Source organism: Microbacterium sp. Be9, from assembly GCF_011754135.1.
Lineage (GTDB): Bacteria > Actinomycetota > Actinomycetes > Actinomycetales > Microbacteriaceae > Microbacterium > Microbacterium maritypicum_A.
In genome coordinates, this window is sequence record NZ_WNWT01000004.1 from 1,092,737 (window position 1) to 1,104,977 (window position 12,241).

General features: G+C 66.3%; 10 protein-coding genes. 2 read left to right on the forward strand and 8 right to left on the reverse strand.

Annotated elements, in window-relative coordinates; genetic code table 11:
• Positions 1-3 precede the first annotated feature (3 nt).
• Entirely contained in the window at positions 4-552 is a 549-nt protein-coding gene (locus GLO27_RS09425) for an XRE family transcriptional regulator (RefSeq protein ID WP_029260342.1), read from the forward strand.
• Here GLO27_RS09425 and GLO27_RS09430 read toward each other — a convergent pair.
• From GLO27_RS09430 to typA, 4 genes are all read right to left on the reverse strand, one after another.
• Entirely contained in the window at positions 533-2,182 is a 1,650-nt protein-coding gene (locus GLO27_RS09430) for an MFS transporter (protein WP_243844758.1), read from the reverse strand. The genes GLO27_RS09425 and GLO27_RS09430 overlap by 20 nt on opposite strands.
• Positions 2,179-3,219: a glutaminase A gene (glsA, locus tag GLO27_RS09435; RefSeq protein WP_167254540.1), complete on the reverse strand. Its 1,041-nt coding sequence runs from the start codon at positions 3,217-3,219 to the stop codon at positions 2,179-2,181. The genes GLO27_RS09430 and glsA overlap by 4 nt, the downstream gene beginning before the upstream one ends.
• Before the next feature lie 98 nt (positions 3,220-3,317).
• The gene (locus tag GLO27_RS09440; protein WP_021199603.1) at positions 3,318-4,214 is read right to left on the reverse strand and encodes a hypothetical protein; all 897 of its coding nucleotides are present in this window, start codon (positions 4,212-4,214) and stop codon (positions 3,318-3,320) included.
• 195 nt (positions 4,215-4,409) lie between these two features.
• Positions 4,410-6,323: a translational GTPase TypA gene (gene typA, locus GLO27_RS09445; protein WP_021199602.1), complete on the reverse strand. Its 1,914-nt coding sequence runs from the start codon at positions 6,321-6,323 to the stop codon at positions 4,410-4,412.
• A 102-nt stretch (positions 6,324-6,425) separates the two neighbouring features.
• Between typA and GLO27_RS09450 the strand changes: the two genes are divergently transcribed.
• Complete coding sequence (locus GLO27_RS09450; protein WP_167254542.1) at positions 6,426-7,232, forward strand: type II CAAX endopeptidase family protein; 807 nt, start codon at positions 6,426-6,428, stop codon at positions 7,230-7,232.
• An 848-nt stretch (positions 7,233-8,080) separates the two neighbouring features.
• On the opposite strand, the gene GLO27_RS09455 is transcribed toward GLO27_RS09450, so the two are convergent.
• From GLO27_RS09455 to GLO27_RS09470, 4 genes are read right to left on the reverse strand one after another with little or no spacing between them, the layout of a single operon-like run.
• Complete coding sequence (locus GLO27_RS09455) at positions 8,081-8,650, reverse strand: PH domain-containing protein (protein ID WP_167254544.1); 570 nt, start codon at positions 8,648-8,650, stop codon at positions 8,081-8,083.
• A gap of 2 nt (positions 8,651-8,652) precedes the next feature.
• Positions 8,653-10,326 carry an ABC transporter ATP-binding protein gene (locus GLO27_RS09460; RefSeq protein WP_167254546.1) on the reverse strand — a complete coding sequence of 558 codons (1,674 nt, stop codon included), beginning with the start codon at positions 10,324-10,326 and terminating at the stop codon, positions 8,653-8,655.
• The gene (locus tag GLO27_RS09465) at positions 10,323-11,264 is read right to left on the reverse strand and encodes an ABC transporter permease (RefSeq protein ID WP_045263069.1); all 942 of its coding nucleotides are present in this window, start codon (positions 11,262-11,264) and stop codon (positions 10,323-10,325) included. The genes GLO27_RS09460 and GLO27_RS09465 overlap by 4 nt, the downstream gene beginning before the upstream one ends.
• Positions 11,257-12,183, reverse strand: coding sequence for an ABC transporter permease (locus tag GLO27_RS09470; protein ID WP_045263068.1), 927 nt, complete (start codon positions 12,181-12,183; stop codon positions 11,257-11,259). Before GLO27_RS09470 ends, GLO27_RS09465 begins: the two co-directional genes overlap by 8 nt.
• Positions 12,184-12,241 lie beyond the last annotated feature (58 nt).

Here is a 12,241-nt window from a genome sequence, read left to right on the forward strand (position 1 = left end):
CACATGGAGGAACTCCGCACACGTATCGCCCGCACCCTGCGCCGGGAGCGAGAGACCGCAGGCCTGTCGGTCTCCGAGCTCGCTCGACGCGCCGGCATCTCCAAGGCGACCGTCTCCCAGCTCGAGAGCGGCGCCGGGAACCCCAGCGTCGAGACGCTGTGGGCTCTCGGCGTCGCGCTGGGCGTGCCCTTCGCCGTGCTGGTCGATCAGCAGGCGAACGCACCGACGCTCATCCGCGCCGACGATCTCGCCGGCGTCCCCTCCTCCGCCGCGGCGTACAGTGCGACGCTGCTGTCGGCGAGCCCGCCGGGAGCCCGCCGTGACGTCTACCTGATCCAGGCCGAGCCCGGCGATGCCCGCCGTTCCGATCCTCATCACCCCGGGACGATCGAGCACGTGATTCTGATGGCCGGGCAGGCGCGGATCGGCCCGGCGGGTGAACCGGTGCTGCTGAACCCCGGCGACTATCTCACGTACCCCGGCGATGCCCCGCACATCTTCGAGGCGACCGCATCGGGAACCAGCGCCGTGCTCATCTCCGAGCTGCGCTGACCGTCATTCCGGACCGGCGGCCGGAGACGGGTCGGGGATCTCGTGCGGCCGGTATTGCGGCAGCCGCGAGGCCGGGAGGATCGCCAGCGCGCTGACCCCCGCCAGCAGCAGCAGGCCGAGCTTGAGCGTGCCGAGCCGCGATTCCTCGTTCACCACCACCGCCGCGTCGATCTGCGCGGGCGTCGCGTCGGTCGCTTCGAGCGCGACGCGCAGGTCGTCGTTGCTGATGAAGTTGAGATTGTCCATGTCGACCTGGGCGACGAGCGACGGGGGGCAGCTCGGGGTGCTCGACCACGGCACGACCGACACTGAGTCCGAGGAGCGACACCAGAAGTGCGCCCGCCAGCGCGGTGCCGACCGCCGATGCGAGGTTCTGGGTGGTGCCGCGCAGCGACCCGACGTCACCGGCGAGCTCGGCGGGGGCTGCGGTCACGAGCACGTTGAACACCAGCGTGACGAGCGCGCCCTGACCGATGCCGAACACGATGAGCCCGACGATGGTCGGGATCGTCTCCCAGTTGTTGTTCACGACGAACGACAACCACACCAGGGCGACCGTGGTGAGGATGAACCCCACGACACCGATCGTGCGTGGAGGGAAGCGCCGGTACAGTCGCACCACCAGGGTGGCCGTCACGAAGACGGTGAGGTTGAACGGCATCATGGCCATGGAGGTGTCGAACGGCGTACGGCCCTGCACGATCTGGATGTAGAGCGGGATCGTGAAGTTCACGCACGCCTCCAGCGCGACCACGATGAACATGGCGTACACGGCGGCCCGCTCCCGCGAAGAGCCGAGGACGCTCAGGTCGATCAGGGGCACCTTCCCCTCCGCCATCCGCTTCCTCGTCCACAGGAAGAATGCCTGGCCGAGCACGAGGCCGACGACGATGAACACGGGAGCGGGCGAGAGGCCGAGGATGTTGAAGGGAGCGTCGGTCGTCGCCGCCACGGCACCCCAGGAGTTCAGGTTGTTGAAACCCAGCGTCAGCAGCACGATCGCCGCTCCGATCAGCAGCGACGCCACGAGGTCGATGCGGATCGAGGCGTCACCGCGATCACCGCGCAGGGTGAAGCTCAGCGCGAAGACCACCACGGCGATCCCCAGGACGATGAAGAACATCGGGCGCCAGCCGACCAGCGTTCCCAGGGTGCCGCCGATGAGGAAGGCACTCACCCCCGAGATCGCGCGGGCCGAACCGATCGCGCCGATGGCGGTCGCCTGCTGCGGTCCGCGGTAGTTCTCGGCGATGAGTGCGACGATCGACGGCACGATGATCGCCGCGGCTGCTCCCGCGACCGCCTGGCCGGCGATCGCCCACCACACGGTGGGAGCGAGGATCATCATGACCGAGGAGCCTGCGAACAGCGCGATCACGATCCGGAAGATGACGACCCAGCCGATCCGCTGGCCGAGTTTCGCTCCGGTCATCACGAGGGCGGCCACCGCGAGGCCGTACATGACGATGGTGGTGCTCGCGACCGTGGGCGGAACACCGAATTCGCTCACCATGCCGCCGAGCGAGATCGGCAGCGCCGCCACGTTGAACGACATCAGCACCTGAGCGAGGAACAGGCTGACCATCGGCAGCCACGAGGTCTTGGTCGGGCTCTGCACCGGCTGGATCATGAGTGCTCCTGCGGTGCGGCCGAGGGTGCGGGTGGATCTCTGCGCGCCGGGGCGGAGGCGAACAGGTTCAGCCCCAGGACGCGCGACAGATAGCCGATCGCCATCTGCGATCGGATCGAGTTTCCGGCCTCGTCGAGCCGTGGCGAGAAGCCGGCCACCGCGCCCTTCCCGGGGGCGACCGCGACGACGCCTCCGGAGACGCCGGACTTCGCCGGGAGCCCGATCTCGAACAGCCAGTCGCCGGAGCGTTCGTACAGCCCGGTCGACGCGACCACGGCCAGGGTGTCTCGGCACACCTCTTCCGAGACGACCCGCTCACCGCTGACGGGGTTGACTCCCCCGTCGGCGAGCGTCGCCCCCATCACCGCCAGATCGTGAGCCGTCACGGCCAGAGCACACTGACGCGTGTAGACGTCGACCACCTCATCGGGATCCCCCTCGAGCCGACCGTAGCTGCGCAGCAGACGCCCCAGCGCACGATTGCGGTCGTTCGTCTGCGCTTCCGAGGCATAGACGACGCCGTCGAGGCTCAGCGGTCGCCCGGCGAAGGCGGAGAGTCCTTCCCGCACGCGCTCCCACTGCTCGACGGCGGTGCCGCCCGGCATGAGCGCGGTCGTCGCGATGGCACCCGCGTTGACCATCGGGTTCATCGGGTGCCCATCGTTGAGCTCGACCGCCATCACGGAGTTGAACGCGAGTCCGGTGTTGTTCACGCCGACGATGTCGCGCACACGTTCGTGGCCGTGCTCCTGGATCGCCAGTGCGTAGACGAACATCTTCGAGATCGACTGGATGGAGAACGGGTGCAGGGCATCGCCGGCGTCGTGCAGCCCGCCGCCGACCTCGATCACCACCAGCCCGAACAGTTCCGGATCCACCTCCGCGAGCACGGGGATGTAGTCGGCGACGCCGCCCGAGTGCTCGCACGCGTAGCGGGAGTGCGCCTCGCGTACGAGCTCCTCGACGCGATCCCATCCCGGCAGGGTGCCGGTGGACACCTCCTGCGGAACACCGCGCCACGCCGTCGGGTCGAGCACTTCTCCTCCTCGGATCCGTGACGCCCCCAGCCGTCAGAGTCACCGTAGCGCTCGACGGCCGCCTTCGGCTAGAGAATCCTCGGCGGGATGACCCGGGGTCAGTACCAGTTCATGGCCTGGGAATGCGACCACGCACTGCACGGCGTTCCGTACACCGATGAGATGTATCCGAGACCCCAGGCGACCTGGGTGGCGGCGTTCGTCTGCCAGTCGGAGCCCGCGGACGACATCTTGCTGCCGGGAAGGGCCTGCGGGATGCCGGTGGCGCCGCTCGGGTTGTACGCCTGGTAGTTCCAACCGGACTCCTTGTTCCACAGCGAGTTCAGGCAGGAGAACTGATCGCCGCCCCATCCGTAGGTGCTCGACATGATCTGCTGCGCGGCTGCCTTGGCGCCTTCCGGGGTGTTGGCTGCGGCCAGAGCAGCTGCGGCCTGCTGTTCCGCCGCGGCCTGCGCAGCGGCCTGCTCCGCCGCGACCCTGGCTGCCTCCTCCTCGGCCTGCTTCTGCTGCGCAGCGGTGAGCGCGCTCCGAAGCTCGTCGGTATCGGAGACGACGTTCGCCGTCTCCTCTTCGACCTCGTCGGCGAGGACCCCCACCAGGAGCACCGGCGTCACGTCGATGTCGTCGAGTTTGTCGATGTCCTTCTGCAGGTCGGTGGTGTCGACGGACGTCACCGCGCCGACGTCGAGCCCGGACGCGACGACCTCGGATTCCAGCGTGGATGCCGCCGTCGCGGCATCCTTCGCCTTCGCCAGCGTGGCGGCCGCATCCTCGGTGATCTGCGCGAGGGGTTCTGCACCGGCCAGCGCGGGGGCGGTGACGGCCACCGCGGGGTTGATGGCTCCGACCGCCGGCGCGGACGCGAGGCCGACGCTGAGGGTGATGCCGACCAGGGTGGCGGAGGCGAGGCCGAGGAGGGTCATGGGGCGGTGGGCGGCGGAACGGGCGGACGCCGCCGCGGAGGCGCGCCGAAGCGCACGGGTTTTCTGAAGCATGGGTTCGACTTTCGGGTGGTCGTACGCCCTTGCAGGAGACTCATCGGGAGCTCGTCCCAGGCGCAAGTCAACCACTCTGAACCACGAACCTGAGCGAAAACCATCCCTCACCTGGGATTTACATGAGAAGAGGGCCTCGTGCACGCCTTCCGGCGGCACGAGGCCCTCTCACTCGGAGCTTCGCCGAGTGTGGTCTCAGACGTTCGCGTCCTGACGCTTCAGACGAGCGGTCTCCCGCGCGCGGGTGTTCGCGTCGAGGTTCACCTTGCGGATGCGGACGACCTCGGGGGTCACCTCGACGCACTCGTCGTCGCGGGCGAACTCGAGGCTCTCCTCCAGCGTCAGCTGGCGCGGAGGCGTCATCGACTCGAAGGTGTCGGAGCTCGCCGCACGCATGTTGGTGAGCTTCTTCTCCTTGGTGATGTTCACGTCCATGTCGTCGGCGCGGGAGTTCTCGCCGATGACCATGCCCTCGTAGACCTCCTGCGTGGGCTGCACGAAGAACGACATGCGCTCCTGCAGGGCGATCATCGCGAACGGGGTGACGACGCCCTGGCGGTCGGCGACGATGGAGCCGTTCTGACGCGTCGTGATGGAACCGGCCCACGGCTCGTACCCGTGCGAGATCGCGTTCGCGATTCCGGTACCACGCGTGGTGGTGAGGAACTCGCTACGGAAGCCGATGAGGCCGCGCGACGGGACGATGAACTCCATGCGCACCCAGCCGGTGCCGTGGTTGGTCATGTTCTCCATGCGACCCTTGCGGTTCGCGAGCAGCTGGGTGATCGCCCCGAGGTGCTCCTCCGGAGTGTCGATCGTGAGGTGCTCGAACGGCTCGTAGGTCTTGCCGTCGATCTTCTTCGTGACCACCTGCGGCTTGCCGACGGTGAGCTCGAAACCTTCGCGACGCATGTTCTCGACGAGGATAGCGAGGGCCAGCTCTCCACGGCCCTGCACCTCCCACGCATCCGGACGCCCGATGTCGACGACCTTGAGCGAGACGTTTCCGATGAGCTCCTTGTCGAGACGGTCCTTGACCATGCGAGCAGTGAGCTTGTGCCCCTTGACCTTGCCCATGAGGGGCGAGGTGTTGGTGCCGATCGTCATCGAGATGGCGGGGTCGTCGACCGTGATGGCCGGCAGCGGGCGCACGTCCTCGGGGTCGGCGATGGTCTCGCCGATCGTGATGTTCTCGAAGCCGGCGATGGCGACGATGTCGCCGGGACCGGCGGACTCGGCGGGGTAGCGCTCGAGCGCGCGGGTCTTCAGGAGCTCGGTGATACGCGCGTTCTGGTGCGTGCCGTCGGAACGGACCCAGGCCACGGTCTGGCCCTTCTTCAGCGTGCCGTTGAAGACGCGCAGCAGCGCCAGACGGCCGAGGAAGGGGCTGGAGTCGAGGTTCGTGACCCAGGCCTGCAGCGGGTGCTCGTCGTCGTACTCCGGAGCGGGAACGTGCTCGAGGATCGCCTCGAACAGCGGCTCGAGGTCGTCGTTGTCCGGCAGCGAACCGTCGGCGGGACGGTTCTGCGATGCCGCACCGGCACGACCGGAGGCGTAGACCACCGGAACGTCGAGGAGCGCGTCGACATCGAGGTCGGGCACATCGTCGACCAGGTCGGAGGCGAGACCCAGCAGCAGGTCGTGCGCCTCTTCCTCGACCTCCGCGATGCGGGCGTCAGGACGGTCGGTCTTGTTGACCAGGAGGATGACGGGGAGCTTCGCCTCGAGCGCCTTGCGCAGCACGAAGCGGGTCTGCGGCAGCGGACCCTCGCTCGCGTCGACCAGCAGCACGACACCGTCGACCATGGACAGGCCGCGCTCGACCTCGCCACCGAAGTCGGCGTGACCGGGGGTGTCGATCACGTTGATCGTGATCTCCTTGCCCTGGGCGTGCTTGCCCTTGTATGTGATCGCCGTGTTCTTGGCGAGGATCGTGATGCCCTTCTCACGTTCCAGGTCGTTCGAATCCATGGCGCGCTCATCGACGTGGGCGTGTTCGCCGAAGGAGCCCGTCTGACGCAGCATGGCGTCGACGAGAGTGGTCTTGCCGTGGTCGACGTGCGCGACGATCGCGACGTTGCGGAGGTCAGAACGAAGGGCGTGCGCCATGCAGGTGTCCTAAAAGATGTGGGGTTTCGCCGGGAAGCCGACGTTCCAGGATAACGCAAGCTCAGGGCTTGTTCCTGAAAAGCAGGTCGTAGCATCGAGATCGTGACCCGACCGCAGGCTCCGTGGGACCTCCCCGACCTCTCCCCCGCTCCCTCCCGCGCACGACTGTGGTGGGAGATCGCCATCGTCCTCGCGCTGGGCCTCGGCCAGTCGGCGGTGTATGCGATCGTGCAGCTCGCCTACCGGCTCACCGACGAGACCCCCATCGCCGACCAGGTGGCCGCGCTCAACCCCTCGCGAAGCGACCGGGAGATCTTCGACCTCATCTACCAGGTGCTCGCCATCGGCTTCTCCCTCGTCCCCGTCCTGCTGGTGTGCTTCCTGCTGTGGCAGTCGCGTCGCCCGCACCTGGCGCGGCTGGGGCTGGACGGCACGGGGATCGCGAAGGATGTCGGACGTGGGGTGCTCCTCGTCCTGGCCATCGGAATCCCCGGACTCGGCCTCTACCTCGCCGGCCGCGCCCTCGGGCTCACGGTCGCGATCGACCCCGCAGGGGTGGGCGCTTTCTGGTGGACCGTTCCCGTCTTGCTGCTGGCCGCCGCCCGAGCCTCCCTGCAGGAGGAGTTCGTCGTGCTCGGCTATCTCTTCACCCGGCTCCGGCAGCTCGGGTGGAGTCCGTGGGCGATCATCATCTCCACGTCGATCCTCCGCGCGAGCTATCACCTCTACCAGGGATACCCCGCCTTCATCGGGAATCTGGTGATGGGGCTGCTCTTCGGCTGGCTGTACCAGCGCACGGGCCGACTGATGCCGTTCCTCGTGGCGCACTTCGTGATCGACGCCGCCGCGTTCGTCGGGTATCCGTGGGCAGCGTCGATGTGGCCGGAGTTGTTCGGGTTGCCGGGCTGAGTGTTGGACACTCGCACCGGCCCGGTCACCGGCGCAGTTACGCCGATGACCGGGACAGTTCAGACGCGCCTCAGATGTGAACAGATCCCAAACAAGCGTGTCGCGAAGCCACTAGGAGTTGTACTGAATCGTGATCGTCCTCGAGCCGCCACTGAGTGGCGCCCAAGGGTCGGGCATCTGGAACCAAAGCTGACCCAAGTTCGTCGATCCCGCATTCGCAGTCGTGGTTCTCATCGGCGTGTACGTCAAAGTTCCGGAGCCGCACAATGTGCGTGGTGAAGAGCTGTAATTTATGTTAGATGTCGATCCGACGGAGATCGATAGACACTCGTTTCTTGGAAATGTCTTCGGCCGAAGAATGATGGTCCTCAGCACACCCTTCGTACTCGACTGCCGCTGCCAGGAAGTTGTCACGGTGATCCACCACGTCTTCCCGGCCGAGTCCACGATCGACATATCTCGTGTGGCGTCTTGAATTGCGGCGGTATCAGCGAGGTTTATGGTCGTGGACGAAGCCGCGGAAGCGGGGATCGTAGTCCCGACCACGAGCCCCGCAGCCAAGAGACTTGCCGCAACGATAGAGCCAATCTTCTTTCTGAGCATCATTGCCCCTCCTTTGTCGTTGGCGGCAATGACTTCTATGCCCCGATCTCGTTGCCACCGAAGAACTCAAGTAAATGTCACTCTGCGCATCAGTGAAAAGCGACCTTCAGCCAGGAAACGAACTCGTATGTCTACGTCTAGAACGCGCGCAGGAACAAAGCCTGACACAGGGAGGATTGCGAAAGGGCGAAGGAAGGGTATCCGGGATCGCCTTTCTCCGACGAGCGCGGGGGGATACCGGTCGCTCAGAGCATCGTGGACTTGACGACCAGGACCGCGCCGGCTGCCCAGACTGCGATCACAGCGAGCACGATGAGCCCGGGGACATCCCAGGTGCGACGAATCGACGAGTCCCCAGCGGGGGCCGCTTCCCACAGATCGCGGATCGACGTGAGCTCTCGCAGTCCGGACGGGGCTTTGGTATCGCTCTCACCGCCCCTCACCGGACGCGGTGGTCGTGCACGAGCAGGACCGCCGTAACAGGTCAGTTCACGTCCGTCAGTGAGCGAGAACTGCAGCTGCCAGCGAAGATCGATGTCGCGCACATTGGCCCAACCGAAGCTGGTCCGCCGCAGCATGTTCTGCACCACGACCCCCTCGGAGTCCACCCGGACCGAGGAGACGTAGCTCAACTCGTACACGATCCACAGTGCGAGCAGCACCCAAGGCGCGAGGAGCAGCATCTGCGCCCAGCTCCCTCGGACAACGGCGTCGCCAAGAAGGAAGAGCGCGAGTAGCGTGCTCGGGATCAGGATGACCAGTCCCGAGGACGCGCGATAGGTACGCGCGCCCTCGGGGTGCTGTGGCTCGATCACCGTCAGCGACCGCCGAGAGGGATCGACGCCCCGGGGATCGCCTTGAGCAGACGGTCGGTGTACTCCTGCTGCGGGTTGGCGAAGATCTCGTCGACAGTGCCCTGTTCGACGATCTTCCCCTTCTCCATCACGCACACGAGGTCGCTCGATACGCGGACGACGGCAAGGTCGTGCGTGATGAACAGATAGGTTAGGCCGAGCTCGGACTGCAACTCGGCGAGGAGCTGCAGGACCTGATCCTGCACCAGCACGTCAAGCGCCGACACCGCCTCGTCTAGCACGATGATGTCGGGCTTGAGGGCCAGCGCTCGAGCAATCGCGACGCGCTGACGCTGCCCACCCGACAGCTCATTCGGGTACCGGGTGGCGAGCACGCGCGGCAGCGAGACCTGATCCAGCAGCTCCTCGACCCGCTCGCGCTGCGACGAGCGATCGCCGACGCCGTGGATCTGCAGTGGCTCGGCGATGGTGTTGCCGATGTTGCGCAGCGGGTCGAGCGAACCGTATGGGTCCTGGAAGACCGGCTGCATCCGTCGACGCAGGCCGAATGCTTGAGCATTCGACAGCTTTGACACGTCCACGCCGTCGATCTCGATGGTGCCGCTGGTCGGCTCCTCGAGTTTCAGGACCATCTTGGCGACCGTGGACTTGCCCGATCCCGACTCTCCGACGAGAGCGAGGGTCTTGCCGCGCGGGATCTCGAAGGACACGTTGTCGACAGCACGGAAGGCTTCGCTGCGGAAGTTCCCCTGACGGATCTTGTAGTCCTTCGTGAGGCCGGCGACCCGCACCGTCGGAGGGATGGCAGCGAGGTCTTCGGTCGTCTCGATGCCCCGGTCCTCCACCACCGCTTGGATGCGCTGCGAGGCGACGCTGGGCGCCGCGGCGACCAGACGCTTCGTGTACGGGTGCTGAGGGTCCTCGAGGATCTGCCGGCTCGGACCTGCCTCGACGATGTTGCCGTTGTTCATCACGATGATCTTGTTCGCACGCTCGGCTGCGAGGCCCAGATCGTGCGTGATCAGAAGCATCGAGGTGCCCTTGTCGCGCGTGAGCGAAGCCATGTGATCGAGGATCACGCGCTGCACCGTCACGTCCAGCGCGGAGGTCGGCTCGTCGGCGATCAGCAGCTTCGGGTCGGCGGCGAGACCGATCCCGATCAGCGCGCGCTGTCGCATTCCGCCCGAGAACTGGTGCGGGAACTGATGCAGTCGCTTCTCAGCGTCAGCCAGCCCCGCCTGCTGCAGGACCTCGACCGTGCGCGCCTTGGCGCTCCCACGATCTCCCGCGATGCCGTTCGCTCGGATCGCTTCCTTGACCTGGAAGCCGATGCTCCAGACCGGGTTGAGGTTCGACATCGGGTCCTGCGGCACGAAGCCGATGTCCCGGCCGCGGACGGCTTCGATCTGGCGACGGTTCAGCGTCGTGAGCTCTCGCCCCTCGAGCGTGATGGACCCGCCGGTGACCTGTCCGGTTCCGGGAAGCAGGTTCACGATGGCGGTCGCCGTCGTGGACTTGCCCGACCCGGACTCGCCGACGATGGCGACGGTCTCTCCCGGCATGATGTCGAAGCTGACTCCGTGGAGCACTTCGCGCAGCCCCTCCTGGGTGCGGAAGGCGACCTTCAGGTCGCGGACGCTCAGCAGAGGGACCTGTTCGGTGATGCGCTCGCTCATCGGCGTGCCCTCGCCTTCGGGTCGAGGGCGTCTCGGATGAGCTCGCCCAGGGTCACGAACGCCAGCACCGCCAGGGTGAGGGCGATCGACGGATAGATGAGAGCCATCGGAGCGACGCGAAGCGAGGCCTGGGCTTTCGCGATGTCGTTACCCCACGACATCACATTGCTGCCGAGACCCACTCCGAGGAACGAGAGCGTGGCTTCGGCGACGATGGCCGCGGCGAGCCCGAGGGTCGAGACGACGAGAAGCGGAGCGATCGCGTTCGGGACGACGTGATTCACGAGGATCCGGAACTTCGACTGCCCGAGAGCCTGGGACGCCATCACGAAGTCGGCCTGTCGCACTCGGAGCACCTCCGCTCGCACGACTCGCGCAGTGGAGGCCCAGGCGAAGGCGCCGATCGCGAATGCCAGGGTCCACACCGAACGGGCGTCACGGAACACCGTCATCACGACGACGGCCGCGAGGATGTACGGGATGGCGAAGAAGATGTCGCCGATGCGCGACAGCAGCCCGTCGAGCCAGCCGCCGTAGAAACCGGCGAGGGCTCCCATGATCAGGCCGAGCACGGACGAGATCACCGTGGCGATCAGGCCCACGGCCAGCGACGTCTGCGATCCCCACACGATGCGGGCGTAGATATCGCATCCCTGGAACGTGAAGCCGAGGGGGTGTCCCTCGGTCGGGCCGCCGTTGCTGTTGGACAGCTGGCAGTCGTCGTTCGGCGGCGTCGTGGTGAACAGCGTCGGCCACAACGCCATCACGAGGAAGAACAGCGCGAGCGCGATCGAGAACCAGAACAGAGGACGACGGCGCAGGTCGGCCCAGGCATCCCTCCACAGGTTGCTGGGCTTGTCCGAGATGCGGACGGCGTCGACAGAGATCGACTCGGTCTCGACCGGGGCGACGTAGTGCTGCGGAGTGGTGTCAGGCATAGCGGATCCTCGGGTCGAGCAGACCGTAGAGCAGGTCGATGAGAAGGTTCACCAGCACGTAAAGGATGACGAACACCGTGACGAACGAGACCACCGTCGGGCCTTCGCCGCGCTGGATCGCCTGGAACAGCGTGTTACCCACACCGGGGACGTTGAAGATTCCCTCGGTGACGGTCGCACCGACGAGCAGCACGCCGAAGTTCGTGGCGGAGTTGGTGATGACGGGGATCAGCGAGTTGCGCAGCACGTGCACGGGAAGCACGCGACCCCTGGACAGTCCCTTGCTGTAGGCGGTGCGTACCCAGTCCTGGTTCAGGGTCTCGATGACGGAGCTGCGCATCAGACGCATGCTCACGGCATAGAGGCTGAATCCGAGCACGATCGCCGGAAGCCACAGACCGCCCCAGTCGTTATCCGCACCCACGGTGGGTTTGAACCATCCGAGCTGGATCGCGAGGAAGTACTGTGCGAGGAACGCGACCACGAAGATCGGGATCGCGATCGCCACGAGGGCGACGACGAGCGACACGTTGTCGAACAGCTTGCCCTTGCGCAGCGCCGAGATCGTTCCGATGATGATCGCGAGCGTGAACTCGATCCCGATCGCCATGACAGCGAGGCGCCCGGTGACGGGGAGGGTGGCTGCCAGGACCGCCGAGACCGGACGACCCGAGTAGGTCGTTCCGAGGTCACCCTGGAAGACGCCGGTGATGTAGTACCAGTACTGCACGATGAACGGGTCGTTCAGGTGGTACTGCTCGCGGAGCTGTTCGATGACAGCCGGGTTCGGGGTCTTGTCCCCGAACAGAGCGAGGATCGGATCGCCAGGCATGGCGAACACGAGGAAGTAGATGAGCAGGGTGGCTCCGAAGAAGACCGGGATCACCTGCAGAAGACGTCTCAGAATGTAACCGAGCATCCGCTTGTCCCTTCTTAGAGGGGTGAGAGAAGCGAGGCGAACACAAGCCTGTGAGGCG